Annotated in this window: 17 protein-coding genes; 8 read left to right on the top strand and 9 right to left on the bottom strand. The window is 61.1% G+C overall.

Annotation, left to right across the window (positions count from 1 at the left end; translation table 11 throughout):
* The 8 genes from EN749_RS13010 to EN749_RS12975 all read right to left on the bottom strand — a co-directional run.
* Positions 1 to 535: glycosyltransferase (locus tag EN749_RS13010; protein WP_145990909.1), on the bottom strand; the 535-nt coding region annotated here is incomplete at its 3' end.
* Positions 536 to 609: 74 nt separating this feature from the next.
* Positions 610 to 1,059: a hypothetical protein gene (locus EN749_RS13005; protein WP_127267655.1), complete on the bottom strand. Its 450-nt coding sequence runs from the start codon at positions 1,057 to 1,059 to the stop codon at positions 610 to 612.
* Positions 1,060 to 1,072: 13 nt separating this feature from the next.
* Positions 1,073 to 2,515 (bottom strand): GMC family oxidoreductase, encoded by a 1,443-nt coding sequence (locus EN749_RS13000; RefSeq protein ID WP_127808143.1) that lies wholly within the window; start codon positions 2,513 to 2,515, stop codon positions 1,073 to 1,075.
* A 92-nt stretch (positions 2,516 to 2,607) separates the two neighbouring features.
* On the bottom strand, positions 2,608 to 3,939 hold the full coding sequence (locus tag EN749_RS12995; RefSeq protein ID WP_127808144.1) for a UDP-glucose/GDP-mannose dehydrogenase family protein: 1,332 nt from the start codon (positions 3,937 to 3,939) through the stop codon (positions 2,608 to 2,610).
* Positions 3,940 to 4,006: 67 nt separating this feature from the next.
* Positions 4,007 to 4,864 carry a family 16 glycosylhydrolase gene (locus tag EN749_RS12990; RefSeq protein ID WP_127808145.1) on the bottom strand — a complete coding sequence of 286 codons (858 nt, stop codon included), beginning with the start codon at positions 4,862 to 4,864 and terminating at the stop codon, positions 4,007 to 4,009.
* Between the two features lie 149 nt (positions 4,865 to 5,013).
* Complete coding sequence (locus tag EN749_RS12985; protein WP_127322326.1) at positions 5,014 to 5,409, bottom strand: hypothetical protein; 396 nt, start codon at positions 5,407 to 5,409, stop codon at positions 5,014 to 5,016.
* A 291-nt stretch (positions 5,410 to 5,700) separates the two neighbouring features.
* A complete protein-coding gene (locus EN749_RS12980; protein ID WP_127808146.1) occupies positions 5,701 to 6,723 on the bottom strand; it encodes a glycosyltransferase in 1,023 nt (340 codons plus the stop codon).
* A gap of 95 nt (positions 6,724 to 6,818) precedes the next feature.
* A complete protein-coding gene (locus EN749_RS12975) occupies positions 6,819 to 7,949 on the bottom strand; it encodes a nucleotidyltransferase family protein (protein WP_128363273.1) in 1,131 nt (376 codons plus the stop codon).
* A gap of 513 nt (positions 7,950 to 8,462) precedes the next feature.
* On the opposite strand from EN749_RS12975, the gene EN749_RS12970 reads away from it, so the two are divergent.
* The 6 genes from EN749_RS12970 (at position 8,463) to EN749_RS12945 (ending at position 14,383) form a co-directional block, all read left to right on the top strand.
* Positions 8,463 to 8,615 carry a lasso peptide gene (locus tag EN749_RS12970; protein ID WP_013891488.1) on the top strand — a complete coding sequence of 51 codons (153 nt, stop codon included), beginning with the start codon at positions 8,463 to 8,465 and terminating at the stop codon, positions 8,613 to 8,615.
* Between the two features lie 136 nt (positions 8,616 to 8,751).
* Positions 8,752 to 9,066, top strand: a complete 315-nt coding sequence (locus EN749_RS12965; protein ID WP_127289880.1) for a PqqD family protein — start codon at positions 8,752 to 8,754, stop codon at positions 9,064 to 9,066.
* Entirely contained in the window at positions 9,050 to 9,628 is a 579-nt protein-coding gene (locus tag EN749_RS12960; protein ID WP_128363272.1) for a lasso peptide biosynthesis B2 protein, read from the top strand. Before EN749_RS12965 ends, EN749_RS12960 begins: the two co-directional genes overlap by 17 nt.
* Positions 9,625 to 11,547, top strand: a complete 1,923-nt coding sequence (locus tag EN749_RS12955) for a lasso peptide isopeptide bond-forming cyclase (protein WP_127808149.1) — start codon at positions 9,625 to 9,627, stop codon at positions 11,545 to 11,547. Before EN749_RS12960 ends, EN749_RS12955 begins: the two co-directional genes overlap by 4 nt.
* Positions 11,544 to 12,530 carry a serine kinase gene (locus EN749_RS12950; protein ID WP_128363271.1) on the top strand — a complete coding sequence of 329 codons (987 nt, stop codon included), beginning with the start codon at positions 11,544 to 11,546 and terminating at the stop codon, positions 12,528 to 12,530. Before EN749_RS12955 ends, EN749_RS12950 begins: the two co-directional genes overlap by 4 nt.
* Before the next feature lie 8 nt (positions 12,531 to 12,538).
* The gene (locus tag EN749_RS12945; protein WP_128363270.1) at positions 12,539 to 14,383 is read left to right on the top strand and encodes an ABC transporter ATP-binding protein; all 1,845 of its coding nucleotides are present in this window, start codon (positions 12,539 to 12,541) and stop codon (positions 14,381 to 14,383) included.
* 97 nt (positions 14,384 to 14,480) lie between these two features.
* Here the strand turns inward: EN749_RS12945 and EN749_RS12940 are convergent, their stop codons facing one another.
* Positions 14,481 to 14,756 (bottom strand): hypothetical protein, encoded by a 276-nt coding sequence (locus tag EN749_RS12940; protein ID WP_023811582.1) that lies wholly within the window; start codon positions 14,754 to 14,756, stop codon positions 14,481 to 14,483.
* A gap of 601 nt (positions 14,757 to 15,357) precedes the next feature.
* Between EN749_RS12940 and EN749_RS12935 the strand changes: the two genes are divergently transcribed.
* Together EN749_RS12935 and EN749_RS12930 are read left to right on the top strand one after the other, a co-directional pair.
* The gene (locus tag EN749_RS12935) at positions 15,358 to 16,035 is read left to right on the top strand and encodes a sugar transferase (RefSeq protein ID WP_023811581.1); all 678 of its coding nucleotides are present in this window, start codon (positions 15,358 to 15,360) and stop codon (positions 16,033 to 16,035) included.
* A 100-nt stretch (positions 16,036 to 16,135) separates the two neighbouring features.
* Positions 16,136 to 17,401 (top strand): polysaccharide biosynthesis/export family protein, encoded by a 1,266-nt coding sequence (locus tag EN749_RS12930; RefSeq protein ID WP_189367494.1) that lies wholly within the window; start codon positions 16,136 to 16,138, stop codon positions 17,399 to 17,401.
* Positions 17,402 to 17,578 lie beyond the last annotated feature (177 nt).

Genomic DNA, 17,578 nt, shown 5'->3' with positions numbered 1-17,578 from the left:
GGCCCGTCGTCGGCGTCGAGTAGTGCGCCGGGTTGATGGTTGGCGGGATCACCACCGCCTCGATGCCGAACTCCTGTCTGTAAGTACGTGCGGTGAAGTCAGAATTGGCGATGTAAAGCGCGGAATGCAATTCGCGCAGATCGCCGCCCAGTTCATGGAACTCGACATTGCGGAGATAGACGACCAGAGGCACGCCCTCCGCCTGCAGCGCCTTGCCGATCGGAACCGATTTGTGACACTGGACCACGGCGACATCGGGCTTCAGCCTGTCGACGGCATAGCCCGCTGCTTCCCAGGGAAACCAGGCCCGCACCACCGGATAGCCGGGATAGCTGTCGACAACCGCCGGCTGCCGCAGCAGCTTCATCTTGGCGCGCGCCTTGAAGCCGAAGACACCATCACCGAACAGGGCGGCGAGCACAGCGGCTTCATGACCGTGCTCGATCAGCTGTTCGGCCAGATGATGCGTGCTCGACTGAACGCCGCCGCTGAACTCGGGCGGGTAGCCGTTGCCGCCTGCAAAGAGAACTTTCATGATCGGGCTCCTTGTCGCATCTCGTATTCCTTGCTCGGAGACAACAGGCAAAGTCCGCCGCCTCGCTTTCGACGTCAGGCAAGTTTCGGCGGCTCCAGATTGGCGAAGGGATTGGTACACGATTGCCAGCCGGTAAATCGGATCGGGTCGTTGGGCGAACTGCGCCAGGCATAGTCCGTCAGCATATGGAATTCGGCGACCACCCAGCGGTCGAAATGCACTAGATCTTCCCGCTTTCGCTCGGGCAGCAGGCGGCGTGCTGCGCCCAATTTGAGTTCCTCCACCAGCGTGACGGCGTCGCTTAGTTTTTCGCTTGGAAAGTTCCACGGATTCCTGTTGCGGAACGCCAGCACGAACTGCTGCAGATGCTCGATGCGGATGTTCAACTTGCCAAGGTATTTTTCCAGCGTGACGCGCACCAGATCCTCGTCCGAGAACGAGGAAACGGCGGCGTAGGCGACCCCTGTCGAAACCACTCCGCCAGCCATGACGGCCAGGGCCGAGCGTCTGGAAATCTCGATCATGCGATACCTCCTTTCACGCGATCCGGCTCGCCGCCCGCAAGGACAGCGCTGCCGCGGTCAGGCTCGGGTTGGCGCAGGAGCAGCTCGGATAGGTGCTGGTGCCGACGACGACCAGATTTCTGAGCTGGTGGTGGATCATGCCGCTGTCGATGACCGAATCGGCTGGGCCCGTACCCATCCTCAGCGTGCCCTGGACGTGCGATTCGCTCGGCCGAATGCCGCGGTCGAAGAGCTTTTCGACCGGCAGCGGCGCCAGAAGGCCAGGCAATTTCTCCAGAGCGCGCGCCATGCCCTTCACCGCATAGTCCGATGGCGCCTTGAAGCTGACGAAGGCATTCTCATCCTCGTCAAGCGTGACGAAGTTCTCGGGATCGAGCAAGTCCTCGGTGACCACGACAAGCGGCAGCGCCTGGCGTAGCCGCCCTTTTTCGGCACGCAGTCCGTGCTGCCAGCGGTTCTCGAAATAGACCAGTGCCGCCGCATGCTCCGATCGGTGAGGACCATCATAGAGGCCGAAATTCAGGCCGGTGGTGATGGTGCTGCCATCGAAATTGTCGACGCCGTCCAGATAGACCTCGAAATTCCAGCCGTAGGATTCATGCAGGCCGCTGCCGACGAATTCGCCGCCCAGGCCGGATCGCAGCATGATCGCCGCGCTCTGGATGGCATTGGCGCCGAGAATGAAGAGATCGCCGCTGACCTGGTATTCCTTGCCGTCATGGCGGAACGTGACCGAACGGACAGCGCCGCCGACGTGATCGAGCCGGCGGACTTCCGCACCGAGGCAGACCGAGACGTCGGGATGCTCGAAGACGTGCATCAACCCGTTGTTGACGGTGAATTTGGCGTCGACCGGGCACAGCCAGCAACGCAGATTGGCACAGCACGAGGTGCGTTGTGATGTCGGCAGCCGCGCCCGCGCGGTTGGCATGACAAAGTGCTGGCCGGGCTGCGCCGCCTTCATCACCCTGTCCGGTGTCGACATGCGATGCGGCGGTTGCGGAAACGGCTTCGAGCGGGGCAGCATCGCCGCCATGTCGGGATCGCCGGAGATCGACATGATGTCTTCCGCGTCGCAATAGAACGGCTCGACGTCGTCATAGCTGATCGGCCAGTCATTGCCGATACCGTAGGTGCTTTTCAGCCGGAAATCATTGGGATGAAATCTTGGCGTCTGCGCGAACCAGCAGTTCGTCCCGCCACCCAGTCCGATCGTGTAGTTCCACGGCTTGTTGGAATTGGTCTTGTAGGTCGTTTCGTCTTCGATGTCGGTGTTGACGTTCTGCTCGAGCTGCCATTCATGGGTGTTGTGGCGCCCCCACTCCAGCACCAGAATGCGTGCCTTTCGGCGCTTGGCGAACTCGTGCAGGAAGAAGGCCGAACCGAAGCCGGAACCGATCGCTACGAGATCGAAATGATCCTTGGTGATTTGCTCCGGCTTTACGTCCAGCACCATCGGCTACAACTCCACACAGAAATACGCGCTCAGTCCCAGCGCCCGCAGGCCATGTGCGGACCGGTATTGCATCCGTCTGCCAGGGCCTAGTCTCATGCCGCCATTCTGCCGATCGAGTGATATTCGATGCCGTGGCGGGCGATGACCTTGGGGTCATAGAGGTTGCGGCCGTCGAAGATGACCGGCGTAATCAGCGCATCCTTTACCGCGTCGAAGGACGGCGCGCGAAAGCTCTTCCATTCCGTGGCGATCAGCAGCGCATCGGCACCGCGCAGCGCTGCCTCCTTAGTGCCGCACAGAAGCAGGTCGTCGCGCAACCCGTAGATGGCCTGGCATTCCTGCATCGCCTCGGGATCATAGGCCTGCACATTGGCGCCGGCCTTCCAGAGCGCTTCCATCAGGACGCGCGCCGGCGCCTCACGCATGTCGTCGGTGTTGGGCTTGAAGGCCAGGCCCCAGAGCGCAAAGGTCTTGCCTTTGAGGTTGCCCTTGAAATAGCGGTCCACCTTGTCGAAGAGAACCGATTTCTGTGCGTTGTTGCGCTCCTCGACGGCGCGCAGCAGCTTGGCGTCGAATTTGACGCCTTCGGCGGTCTTGATCAGCGCCCGCACGTCCTTGGGGAAGCACGAACCGCCATAACCCAGACCCGGATAGATGAAATGGTAGCCGATGCGGGGATCGCTGCCGATGCCCTTGCGGACCTCCTCGATGTCGGCGCCGAGCTGTTCGGCCAAATTGGCCATCTCGTTCATGAAGCTGATCTTGGTCGCCAGCATACAGTTGGCGGCATATTTGGTGAATTCGGCGCTTCGCACGTCCATCACGATCATCTTCTCGTGGTTGCGGTTGAACGGCGCGTAGAGTTCGCGCATCACAGCCTCGGTGTCCTCGCTGTCGGTGCCGACGATGATGCGGTCCGGCTTCATGCAATCGGCGACCGCGGACCCCTCCTTGAGGAACTCGGGATTCGAAGCGACATCGAAAGCCAGGTCCTCGCGGCCTCTTTTCTTCAACGTGTCGGCAATCCTGGCCTTCACCTTTTCGCAGGTGCCGACCGGCACCGTAGACTTGCCGACGACGATCTTGGGTTTGTCCATTTCGCGGCCGATGGTCTCAGCGACGGCCAGCACATATTTGAGATCGGCCGAGCCGTCCTCGCCCGGCGGCGTGCCGACCGCGATCATCTGGATCTCGCCATGCCTGACAGCGGCGGCGGCATCGGTGGTGAACTTGATGCGGCCGGCGGCATGGTTTTCCTTAACGAGGTTTTCCAAACCGGGTTCGAAAATGGGAACCAGGCCCTGGTTGAGCCGCTCGACCTTGGCGCCGTCGATGTCGACGCACACCACCTGGTGCCCGACTTCGGCAAGGACCGCAGCCTGCACGAGGCCGACATAGCCAATTCCAAACACGGTCAAATTCATTCGGTTTCATTCCCATGCAAGGCAGCGGACCGTTTTCGGTCCCGCCGGTTCAAATCGACTTTCCCAACTACTTTACACTGCATGCCAGCGATTCCGGAAATTGACAGGGTTCGCCGAGCGCCGTGAAGGCAACCCGCTCGATCTGCAGGGAAAGCTTGCGGCCCGGATCCGCGAACGCTCCCATCCAACCCTTCATCGTATCGCTGCCCCAAAAGCTGAAGAATATCTTCTGTGCATGGCTGGGCAGCTTCGCCGGGTCGGTAATCGTGTTCACCAGCTGGCCGTTGACGTACCATCGCAAGCTGTCCTTCTGCCAGACGAAGGCGTAGTCGTTGAAGGCGTTCTCCGTGCCGCCAGGCACGTCGACCAGCTTCTCGTTCTTGCCCTTGCCCGCGATATAGGCATTGACCTGCACCTTGGAAGTGTCCTTGGTCAGCACCTCGAAGTCGATCTCGTCCCAGGGCTGCTTGTCGCTGGGACCGATATAGGTGAAGAACGCCGCGTTGAGGCCGGAGCCGGTATCGGTCTTCAGCCGTGCCTCATAGGTGCCGTAGCCGAAGCGCTGCTTGGTCTGTATCTCGCCGCAGACGTAGTCGCGATCCTTCAGCGTCTGCTTTTCGAAGCCGAGCGACAGCACATTATTCGACAGTTCGACCATGCCTTTCGACCAGGTGCAATTCTGATGGCTGCCGTTGTTCCAGCCGTCGGAAACATACCAGCGCGCGCGATCGAAGCTTTTGAAATCATCGACGAAGGACGGCGATGTCGGAATTTCCTGGGCGTAGGAAGGGGTTGCCAGGAAACCGCCGAGAGCAGCCAGCAGCAACGCACCGAGCGACCCCAGCCGTCGCCAGGCGGCTTGTCCGGTCCGATATGCGAGAGGCGGCGCGTCAATTGCCGTCGTAGGTTTCGGATTCGACTTCATATCAAACTCACCTTTGCGCTGTGTGTCCCCAACCCAAAGTCGACGTGCGAACCGCTCCTGAACGGGCCAACCTTGACCTTCCCTGTGACCCTCTCGATTGCTTCCCGCCTTGCATCAAATCTGTTGCAACAGTTCCGAGCCTTCACGTTTCAACCTCTGCCGGCGCCTGCCGGCCAGGCGAATTCCGCCGAGGCGGCCGAATCGGCGTCCTCGTCGAAGACCATATCCAGCGAATGACGGAGCTCTTTCATCATGCCGTCCTGGCGCGACAGCGCCGCAATGCGGCGTTCGCAATTCAGGATCGACTGTGTCAGTGCGCTGACTTCCGAAGACCGCTTGTCGGAAGCTGAGCCGTTTTCCATGGCTTCGACCAGGAAGGCGGCGTTGGTCGACGTTGTCCGGTAGCGATTCTCAAGCCCGGTTCTCTCGGCCTCGATCTCGGCCGCAATCTGTTCGAACAGCTTTGCCAGACGATCAAGACGTGAAACATCGGCCTGCCGGTCGCGGGCCGGATCCCTTGATCTGAAACCGAATATCGAGGCCATGAACTCAGATTCCTGTCATCGCCGGCTTGTGGGCCGGGCTTCTGGCCGATCCCCGCAGCCGGGGCTAAAAAATTCGTGTTGCGTTGTCCTGCTCCTTTTGAGGGAGAGACATCGGACCAATCCGATCGGGGGCCAGTTCGGCTGGTCGTCCACTATGCTGCACCGCAACATAGACTGCCATCGTCGGAGCCGCGAGGCAACCACCCAATTCGTAAACTCATAAATCTGGCCGAAATGGTTTGCGTGATGACGTGCTGCGAGCGGACAAATCGCAAGCACCGGGGTCCGCTCTCAGCGTTCCTTGCCCGTGCTGGTTCCGGCCATCAGAAAGCGCAGCGGCGGCACAGGCTTTTGGCTGGACATAAGGCCGACGCGACGAAACAGCGCCTCGAGCTTGTCGGAAGCCACGCCCTGGACGATGGCGACGAGGTTGGACAGGCTGGCGAAAGCGTAAGCCGCGGCCGATGCCAGCCCCCGCTCAGCCTTGACGTCAAGGAAATTGCGCAGCCGATATTTGTCGCGCACGTGCCGTTCATGCCGCCGCAGCACCGCCTTCGAGCCTTCCGGCAGACTGTCGATCGCCAGCAGCGCCAGATCCGCATCGGCCAAACGCTTCAGGTCCTGAGTCTTGTGGCGGCCGCTCAAAGAATCGGCGCGGACGACGGCGCCGTAGCCGCAGGAGCGAATGACCTTGAACCGCGCCCCGCATGCGACCGCGCGGGCGTAGAGTTCATAGTCCTCGCCCAGCCGCAGGCTCTCGTCGTAGCTCAACCCGTGGCGGTCGAGGAAGGCACGGCTGATCACCGGCTTCAAGAAGCCCAGTTCGCCCCTCTGCACGCGGCGCCTGGAGATGTTGCCTTCGACGAAGCGCTCGAAATCGAGGAATTCCGGATCGGCGGCAAATTGCGGCGCCACGATTTTCGTCGCGTCGCCCGTCGCATCATCCCTGATCAGCATGATGTTGTCGGCTGCGAAATCCCAATCGGCGCCGGCAAACAGGTTGCGAAACCGGCCTTCGAGGAAAAAATCGTCGGCATCAAGAATGCTGATGAACGGCGATTTCGAGCCGGCGATGGCTGCGTTGCGGGCAAAGGAGGGGCCGCGATTGACATCGAGGCGCATCACGGAGAGCCGCCCGCTGCCATCATCGGCGGATCGTGCGACATCGGCGGTGTGGTCGGTAGAGGCATCATCGACAACGACGACCTCCGCCACTTCCGGTTCGCGCAACGCGGATGCGATGGCGACGGCGATTGTCGCTGCCGCGTTTTTTGCCGCGATGATCACGCAGACCTCGGATTTCGTCATCGACATGGATTTGCCTCTCGTACAGGTAATATCGATTTGCCCTCGCCCCATACTCCTTCGATGCCCTACAGAATTGCCATCAACACCCAATTTGCCTTCATTCAGCGACTCCCCGGCCGCTCGAAGATGCGGCGGCTGATATCGGCGGACGCCGCCCAACCGGCTTCGGCCAGATAGCGGACCGGCGCGCGGCCGCACAGTTCCCACAGCACCGTTCGCCGCTGCGGCCACCGCAGCGACGGCAGCCATGGCGCGATGACCATGCTGAGCAGATCCTCATTGCCGATGCGCGACAGGATCCTGGTCGCGCGCTGCGACAGCAGCGTGCCACCGCCGCCGAGTAGCACATCGGCGGCGCGCAGGCCAAGCAGCAGCGTGTCGTCCAAACCTTGCACGGTTGCGGCATCGAGCAAACGCTGCTGATCCGCCTCGTCGAGGCGGGCGGCGCTGGTGCCGATATCACAGACGTAGCCCGCGCAGGGTTCCCGGTTGAAAAGTGCCTTGGCGACGCTGATGCAGGACAAAAGCAAAGTATCGGCCACCGAGGTGAACGGCACCGTCGCACCGGCGATTTCGACCTGTCGCTTGCGCCGCAGGAACCCGTCCGCGTCGCGCGGGCTTGGCGAGCCGGGCTGCTGGAGGCGGTAGTGGAGATCTACCGTGGACGACCTCGGCCCGTCGTCCCGGGTCATGTGCTGTTCGCCGAGGAAGCGGACCCACCAGACGGAGTTCGACTTGCCTGATACCTCATAACCGATCTGGCGAAGCGCATCACGCGCCCTGAAAAATCCGAGCGGCGAAACCAGGATGTCGACATCGCCGGACGGCTTCATGAAGTGGTCGTCGTAGAGAAGCTGCTGCTGGAACGGACCCTTCAGAAAAACAAAATCGATCTCGCTGGCGCGCAGCACATCATGGACCGCCATGGAATCCATGATGCAGGACGCGTTCATCGAAACCGTCCTCCTGCGGTAGGTGTCGAGCCATCGGAAAAGCTCAGGCGGCCTCTCAAGCGCGGGTGCGCGCGAAAGGGCCTTGAGGACAAAGGTGGCGACCTTGTTCAGCCTGGCGATGTCGGCAATTTTGGCACCGTCCAGATCACGCATCGAAATGTCGCCCGCGCCGGCGTGCGGCCCGGCGAAATACAATCGCAGGCAGGCCTGCACGCAGGCCACCTCGTCGGCACAGCCGGCGGTGCGCAATCGTTCGTATGAGCCGTCAGGCAAGGCCATTTAGCGCACAATCTCCCAAGAAAGCGGTTTGCGCGAACACTTATGCTGCATGTGCGAAGCAAACATCACCAAAAACCTCGATGCCGTAAAGCCTTTCCTTTTGCAGTGCGAATTTTTGCAACCGAAGCGCCTATCGAGATCGCATCGTAAAGAAGTGAGAACCGCGGCTGAAATATCCTTGCCAAGTCTTTTAGCCGATCCCCGGCCGAATTTTCCAAACAGAAAATTCTTCCATTAGCGAAGCCTAAAAATAAGCACAAAGCAAACGACTTATGCAAGCAAAATCATATGCTTAAAGAATCAGCACAGGCGCTGCCATCATGCCCAAGGAATCGGCTAAAAAGTGACAAGTTTTAGGCATGGCCGCTCATGTCCTGACGCCAGCAACGTAATTGATTAACGGAAAGTAAAACAGTCTTGACTCATAAATGCTGCCGTGCAGCTATTGCATTGCAGCATAAAAGTGCTGACGGCACTCGACAGGCCGTTTCCAGTCCTAAATCGGAGAGTAAAATGGAACAGAATGTTGAAAAGCATGAATACGAGACACCAAGCCTGACGGTTCATGGTTCGATTGAGACCATCACCCAGGGTGGCGGCGGCAACACGGCGATCGACGCATCGTTCCCCGCGCACACGCCGATCGGCGACCTGACGTTCTCCTGAGACTTATAGCCGTTCCAGAGTGACATTTTGGGACTCTGGATTCAAAAGCAGACGTAAGAGGGGTCGGGGGGCCAGCCTCCCGACTTCTCCTGCGCCAACCGGAGATGTCGAAGCGTTTTGTCAGTGAGGTGCGGGGATGAACTGGAAGCAATCCGACCATGATCTGGCCGACCACGATAGCGTGAGTGCGACCAAGGATGCCGTGGCTTGCGAGTTCGGCGATGGCTTGGCGCTGCTCAATCTCAAATCCAATGTCTACTACAGCCTGAATGGCGTCGGCGCCTTCATCTGGGATTTGATCCAGGAGCCCCGGTCGATCGGCGACATCCGCAGCGCCGTGCTTGCGCGATATAATGTCGACCCGGTGCGCTGCCAGGCCGATGTCGACGCATTGCTGAAGGGCCTGACTGATAATGGGCTTGCGAGACGGCATCATGAGGCACTTGTCTAAGCCGGTCCAGCACAAGGCGCTGGTTTCGCAGGCCATAGTTTCGCGGGCCATAGTTTCGCGGACCCTGGTTTCTCGGGCCACGGCTTTACGGCAGGAACCTGCGAGGGAAACAGGCTTCAAGCAGTCGAAGCGCGGCGGAAGCCGGCACGGGCTGGTCAGGATTTTCTCCCTGAGCGGCTCGGAAATGATCTTCCTTGGCCATTGCCTGCTGGTGGTGGCGACAGTTCGGCTGGGGCTGACGCTGCTGTCCTACAATCGTGTACGCAGCCTGGTGACGCGGCTCGACGCGCGGCAGTGCGCCTCGATGGGTGAACTGCGGCGTGTCGCCTGGGGTGTTGCCGCCGCGGCCCGTTTCGTCCCTTACGCGACATGCCTGACCCAGGCGCTCTCCGGCCAGTATATTCTCGCCCGCCAAGGCAATGAATCGACAATACGCATCGGCATCGAACGTGGTACGGGCGAGCAGTTGAAAGCACATGCTTGGCTGGTCAGCGACAACCATATCGTGCTTGGCGGATCGGTCGACGGCTTCGCCCATCTCGTCGACCACGGCAGCCGATGAGCGGCGTCGCCGGAATCCTGCTGCGCGGAGCACACGCACCGGCGGTCGCGGCGGCAGACATTCAGCAAATGCTGGCGCGCATGCGCCATCGCGGTCCCGACGGCGGTTCATGGTGGCTGGACACCAGCATCGCCCTTGGCCACGCCTGGCTCAACACATCGGATGAGGTCGGTCCAGGCCCTTTGTCGATGGCTGGCGACCGGCTCGCCATCACCGCCGATTGCCGGCTGGACAACCGTGACGAGTTGCTAGCCAGGCTCGGTATCCGCGACCAGTCGGTGGCCGACGCGATCGTGCTGATGCGGGCCTATCTGCGTTGGGGCGAAGCCTGTCCGGAGCATCTGCAAGGCGATTTCGCGTTCGCCATCTGGGATGACGAGCGGCAATCGCTGTTTTGCGCGCGCGATCATTTTGGCGTCAAGCCGTTCTACTACCACGCGGCGGACCGGCGTTTTGCCTTCGCGTCCGAGATCGGGCCGATCCTGGGGGTCGAAGGTATCCGCGCACGTGTCAGCGAGCGCCAGATCTCCGGCTTCCTGGCCGGACTTCCCGACGACCCGCAGTCGACCCCCTACAGCGATATATTCAGCCTGCCGGCCCGCCACAGCCTGACCGTCACCGCGCAACAGGTGATGTTGCGTCGATACTGGCAGATCGAGCCGTCGGCGCGGCCCTTGCGGTCGGATGCATCGGAGGAATTCGCCCATCTTTTCTCGCAATCGGTGCGCAACCGCATGCGAGGGACCTCGGCAGTCGGCGCAATGTTGAGCGGCGGCCTCGATTCCTCATCTATCGCCTGTGTCGCCGGCCTGCAGAATGCCGCTGCGCGCAAGCCGAAGCTGCCGACCTTCTCGCTGGTTTTCGAGAAGGGCTCGCCGATGGACGAGCGGCCCTTCATCGATGCCGTTCTCGACCAGCAGAAGGTCGACGCGACACTGATCCCGGTCGGCAACTATGCCCCTTTCGCCGAATTCGAACGCGTGCTGGAAGAACAGGAAGGAATGTTCCTGGCGCCGGGCCTGACGCTCACCCGCGGTATCTACCGGACTGCCGGCGCCAAGGGCATCAAGGTGCTACTGGACGGCCATGGCGGCGACGAGGTCGTTTCCCAAGGCCATGGTCACCTGCACGAGCTTGCGAATGGCGGCCGATGGATGGATCTGTGGCGCGAGGTCCGCAGCGCCTCCAATACCTATGGCGACAGCACGCTTGGCCTTTATCTCCAGTTCCTGACCCTCTACGGGCCGGCCTGGCGCATCGCCAAGCTGAGGCATCTGGCCAACCGTGCCCTGAACAGTATCCGCAAGCCCGCGCACGTGCAGCGCGCGCGAAGCTGGCGCGACCTGATCAATCCGGACCTTGCCAAGCGCACCGAGCTTGTCGACCGGTTTCACCGGGCCGGCTATATGCCGCCCCGCGTTCAGGCCAGCGACGCCTTGAGCCATCGCTGGATCCTGTCGAACGGCTATGTCCCGCATGCTTTCGAGGTTCTCGACAAGGCCGCCGCCAATTTCGGCGTCGAGCCGCGATACCCATTCTGGGACAAGCCGCTGGTCGAGTTCTGCCTGGCATTGCCGGGCGAGGAGAAGCTGAGCCACGGCTTTGGTCGCTATGTGCTGCGTCGCGCCATGCAAGGCGTATTGCCGGAGGCGGTGCAGTGGCGACGCGACAAGATCGACTTCACCGCCAATCTCGTCAACGGCATGCTGCGCAATCATCGCGACCTCCTGGAACAGCTGCTGGTCTCGGATGCAGGCCGCATCGCGCCTTATGTCAATCTGCCGCAAGTGAGTGCTGCCTATGCGCGACTGCTGCGCCAGCCCGATCAGGCAGCCCCCCTGGATGTCCAGTATGTCTGGCGCTCGGCCTCGCTGTCGCTCTGGCTGCGGCAACTCCAGCACGGCGGGAGCCCCACGTGATGCCGCGCAACGAGCCGATGGCCGCATACAGTGATAATCCCCGTCCGCATGGCAGGGCCATGCGAGAACGCCGCTTCTACCGCGCCTATGGTCTGACCATCGCGTCGGAGGTGATGTTGCCCGAACTGCAGCCGGCGCCGCCCGGGGCGGCGGATGTCGTGATCGCCGTCGGCGCGATCGACCTGCCAAAGCCGGCGCCCGAAGCCGCGACCGACTTTCGCTTCGAGGCGGACCGGCAATATCTGGCCTGGCATGCCGTGGGCGCGTTCCTGATCACCGATTCCAACCGTATCGACATTGAACCGGCGCCCGGCGTCGACGACGCGCTGCTGGCGTTTCCGCTGCTCGGCCCGGTCATGGCGCTGCTCTTGCACCGGCGCGGCCTGCTTGTCCTGCATGCCAGCGCCATCGCCGCCGCCGGCACGAGCGCCATCTTCATGGGTGACAAGGGTGCCGGCAAGTCGACGACCGCAAGTGCGATGATCCGGGCCGGGCATCGACTGCTTACCGATGATGTGGTGGCGCTGGACCTCGCCAATCCGAGTGAGCCAATGACCGTTCCGGGATTTCCGCAGATCAAGCTGGCGGCCGACGCCGCGGCGGCGATCTCGCTCGGGGAAGCGGAAGTGCGGCCGCAAGTGCATCCGGCGATCGACAAGATGCAGCATCGCCTGAACGGTGACTTTTCGGGCGATAAGGTGCCGGCGACCAGGATCTATATCCTCGAGCGCGGCGAAAGGGCTGGCATCACGCCCTTGCCCGCCATTGCCGCCCTGCCGGCCATCATCAAATTCTCCTATGTGACGCGCTTCGGCCTCGCGGCTCTCCCCGACGACTTCGCGGCGGCGCATCTTCAGCAATGTTCATGGATTGCTAACCATATCGGCGTGTACCGGCTGGAAGTCCCGACGGGCCTGGACAGGATCGGCGAAGCCGTGGAGCTGATCGAAAAGGATCTGTCGGCTGGCAGCCGGCGGTCGTGAGCGCAACCATGTCGAAGTCCCCAACCCTTCGCCTGTCGCTGTTTCGAGAAATTGCCGCATTCGGCGCCGCCATTGCCCGGATCGGCGGCCGGCGAACATGGACGGCGCTTTTCTTCCTCATCCTCGGCAGCCTGACCGAGGGCATCTCCATCCTGCTACTCATCCCGCTGCTGCATCTGGTCGGACGCGCCGACCAGGATTTCGCTGTTCGGCTGCCCAACAATGATTTCGTGCGCTGGCTGGTGCCTGACGGCACGCTGCAACTGACGACCGTGCTTTGCATGCTGGTCGGGCTTGTTGCAGCGCAGGCGGCGTTCAATCGCTTCAAGTCGGTCTACATGGCCAAATTGCTGTTCGATTTCGTCAACCGCGTTCGCATGAACCTGTTCGAAAGCATCGGCAAGGCGCGCTGGGGCGTTTTTACCCGAATGCGCAGTTCCGACCTCGATCATGCCCTGACCGGCGACATCGACCGCGTCCAGGGCGCGGCGTTCTCACTGCTGATGCTGGTGCAGATCGCCGTTCTTCTGGCTGGCTATCTCCTGGTTTCCATGTTCATCTCGCCGGTCATGACGCTGTTTGCCGTCGTCATCGGCATGCTGATGTTCGTGGCGCTGCAGCCCTTCCGGACACGGGCCACTGCCTTCGGCCGTGTGCTGACCGCCAATCGACAGGATCAGTACCGGACGGTCTCGGAATTTCTCGGCGGCATCAAGGTGGCCAAGAGCCTGAACGTTGAGGACAGCTATTTCGCGCAGCTGCGGTCGACGCTTGAGAAGATGAAGGCCGACAACATCGACTATGTGCGCAACAGCACCATCGGCACCGCGGTATTCCAAGTGGCGAGCGTGGTGGGCCTGAGCCTGTTCATCTATGTGGCTTTGGTTCGCTTCAACCTGTCGCTGGCCGAGATCGTCGTCCTGCTCCTGGTCTTCATGCGCATCGCGCCGCGCTTCATGGACATGCAGACGCAAGCCCAGCAAGTGCTGATCAACCTGCCCGCCTTTACGGCAATGCGCAGCCTGCAGGCACGTTTCGATGCCGAACGCGAACCAGGCCATACCGAGTTCGCCGACGCCGGGACACTCTCCCTCAATACGGGATTGAATATTCGCGGTGTCTCCTTCGCCTATGGAGATGCTGGCGACAAGGTGGTGGTGAGCGGCATCACCTTCGGCCTGCCGGCCGGCAAGGTCACCGCCCTGATCGGCCCGTCCGGATCGGGCAAGAGCACGATCGCCGATATGCTGCTTGGCCTGCTGGAGCCCACCACCGGCATGATGCTTGTCGACGGCGTCGAGATTGATGCCAGCAATCGCCGTCGCTGGCGCGACCAGGTGGCCTATGTGCCGCAGGACGTGTTCCTCCTGCACGACACCATCGCGGCGAACCTGCGCCTTGCCGCGCCACGGGCCAGCGATGGCGACCTGTGGGCCGCGCTGCATCAGGCGCACGCCGGCGAGTTTGTCGAACGGCTCGACCTCAGGCTCGAGACGGTGGTCGGCGATCGCGGCGTGCGGCTCTCGGGCGGCGAACGCCAGCGCATCGCGCTCGCGCGCGCGCTGCTGCGCAAGCCGTCACTGCTCATCCTGGACGAGGCGACCAGCGCGCTCGACTGGCAGAACCAGTCGCTGATCGCCAGGTCGATCGACGGATTGCGCGGCACGATGACGATCCTGACCATCGCGCACCGGCCGTCGATGATTGCCTTCGCCGACTGGGTGGTGGCGATGGAAAACGGCCGTATCGTCGAGGTCGGCCAATATCAGCGGCTGAAGGAAAAAACCGGCAGCCGGTTGTCGAAGATGCTGTCGGGGGAACAGTCAGAGGGCGAACCCGCCGATGTCGCGTGAGCCGGCGACCAAGACGCGCCGAAACCGATTCACGCGGCGCCTAGTCTCTTGTTTCGAAGCATGCCTACAAACCGGGGGCAGGTTTGAGCAATCTGCATCAATGCAGGCCGCGCCTGGCACCGCCCAGCTTCTCGCTTTCGGCGACCTCTGGTGCGTTCAGTTTGCGCTCGGCGTCACGGGCTATGTCGGCAGGCGTCGGCGCGCTCCTGGCGATCATGGTGTAGATGAGCACGAAATAGCCGGCCTGAATGATCACGGCGCAGATGATGACGCGCACCAATATCGTGCCTATCGACGCTCCGCCCAGCCAGGACCAGCCGACGACGATCGCCAGAGCGAAAATCATCCCGAGGATGAATTTTGGAAGTGCCATACCCAACAGCCCATAAACCGGCTCGGGTATTATCACGATTGCCCCACCCGAGCGCCGTCCCTTGTCATGTGGGCTTGTTAAGGTCGCCCACTCTCGACCGGTTGCTTCCGGCCTTTTCCACCTGTCGTCACCGTGACAGGTATAATTTGCAATTCTATTAAGGCGAGCAATAGGCGGCAAGGGCAACTTCGGATATTTTTGATCGAGCTTTTGCGATCGACTCTGCCATGCTGCAATGCACGCAACGGGAGCTAAGCCGATCTCCTCTCCTCGGCATTTTTCAGTAAGATAGACAATATTAAGTAGTATTTTATACGGTTTTCACCAAGCATCAGGGCATGATAAAGCACTAATTTGCAGCTTGCCTTGGCAAATAGGTAGGTCCGCCTAAAAACCGCCCCACAAAGGCCTCTATTTTTTCGGCCGTGCCCATTTATTGTCACAAATGTGCTAAATACGCCGAAATTTGTGCATGACAAGCTTATTATTTAGTCAATTCATGACGTGACTATTTCAATGGGGTGGTAAATTGTGTGTTGCGCTGCAACATTTTTTTGGTATCGTGCGCTGAACCATTCGTTCAACGCATGGAGTTTACGGCATGAGGGACGTTGCCAAGTCGGCCACGGCGAGCTTTTCGCAGGCTGACATCGATTTTCCGCCACCGATCGGCGGCTTGCTCAAACGCAGCTTCGATATCGCCGGTTCACTGATCGGACTGATCGCACTCAGCCCGCTGTTTGTCATGATAGCGCTGCTGGTCAAGTTTTCCGACGGCGGCTCGATTTTCTACGGTCACAGGCGAATTGGACGCGGCGGGCGGATTTTTCCTTGCCTGAAGTTCCGCACCATGGTTCCGGACGGCGACAGGGTATTGGCAACCTATCTCGCCACCAACCCGGACGCCAACGCGGAATGGATCGCCACCCGCAAGCTGAAGAACGATCCGCGCGTTACCCGTGTCGGAGCTGTGCTGAGGAAACTCAGCCTCGACGAGCTGCCGCAGATCATCAACATCCTGCAGGGCGACATGAGCCTTGTCGGCCCTCGTCCGGTCGTGCGCGACGAGCTGGAGATCTATGGCACGTCCGCCGTCTATTACCTGAAATCCCGCCCGGGCCTGACCGGCCTGTGGCAAGTCAGCGGCCGCAACGATGTGTCCTATGACAGCCGCGTCGCCTTCGATCGCCACTATGTCGAGAACTGGTCGCTGTTCGAGGACGTTCGCATCATCATCAAGACCGTCCCGGCCGTCTGGATGTCGCGTGGTTCTTACTGACCGGCCGGTGGCCAATGCCAGACATTGGCATCGGCCATTCGACGCAAGCTCATCGGGCGATGGGGCTATAGCGGATCGGAACGTTGAGTTGAAAACAGATTTGTTCGAAGCCTTTCGCAGCGGCCCGGATTCCGGCCGGCTGCGGCGGGCGCGTTTGCTGGCCACATGCCTTGCCATGGCGCTCGTCGCCCCGCACATCGCCGCCGCCGGCGACTATCGCCTCGGCTCGCAAGACAAGCTCACCATCCGCGTCGCCGAATGGCAGACAGTCGAAGGCACATTTCGTGATTGGTCGGCGGTGAATGGCGAGTACACGGTCGGTCCATCCGGTACGCTGTCGGTGCCGTTCGCCGGCGAGTTGCCGGCATCCGGCAAGACCACGTCCGAAATCTCGGCGGCGATCGGCGATGCGCTGCAGAAAAAGCTCGCTTTGTCGGACCGACCGGAAGCCTCGGTCGAGATGGCGCAGTTCCGGCCATTCTACATTTCGGGCGAAGTCCAGAACCCAGGCCAATTTCCTTATGTCCCGGACCTGACGGTGTTGAAGGCGATCAGCGTCGCCGGCGGCATCAGGCGCAACGCCGATTACGGCCCCCAGCTCGGCAAGGACCTGGTCACCGCCAAGGGCATGTTCGACATCTCCGACGACCAGCGCATCCGACTGATCGTCAGGCGCGCCCGCATCGATGCGGATATGGCCGGCAAGGCGAGTTTCGACGTGCCGAAGGAGGTCGAGGGCGATCCGAGACTGCCGGCCATCGTGGCGGACGAGATGACGATTCTGACGGCCGACCAAAAGGCGCTGAAGCTGAAACTCGAGGCGCTCGACGACCTGAAGGGGGTTTTGGAATCTGAAATCGAGTCGCTGCAGAAGAAGATCGTCAATCAGCAGCAGCAGGTCGACTTGGCGCAGCAGCAACTCGCCAGCATCGGTCCGCTGGCGCAAAAAGGCCTGATCGCCAATGCCCGACTGCTGGATTCGCGCCAGTCCGTGGCCGACCTGCAGGGCAAGATCCTGGACTACGAAACCGCCATCCTCACCGCCAAGCAGGCGATCAGCAAGGCGAAGCAGGATGCTATCGATGCCCAGAACACCTTGAGTTCAAGTCTCGCCACTGACCGGCAGCAGACCGAAGCCGACCTGAACGAGGCCGCGTTGAAGGTGAACATGCAGAAAGGCCTGATAGCCCAGGCCAGCGATCCCGCGATGGCGGCCGCTATGACAAATGATCAGCAGCCGACCCTGCTCTATTCATTGGTGCGCAATGTCGACGGCAAGACCACCGAAATAGCCGCCAAGGAAGAAACTCCGGTGCTGCCTGGCGATGTGATCAAGATCAAGCTGGCGCCGCTGGCCAGCCAATAGACCGACTTCCAACACGATCCAGTGTTTCGAGCCAGAGCCTCACCCGACGAATCGGGATGAGGCTCTGGCTCAGTTGTTTGAACATCTCCCTGCGGAAACCATAATAGCCGTCTCGGGATCGAGGCTTCCCGTCCGAGCACATGCTTGCTCAAAAAAGGAAGGCCGCTCCCTTCAGCC

This window comes from Mesorhizobium sp. M7A.F.Ca.ET.027.02.1.1 (assembly GCF_004022985.1).
Lineage (GTDB): Bacteria > Pseudomonadota > Alphaproteobacteria > Rhizobiales > Rhizobiaceae > Mesorhizobium.
Note: the sequence above shows the minus strand (reverse complement) of the source record. Positions and strands in the feature narration are given on the sequence as shown.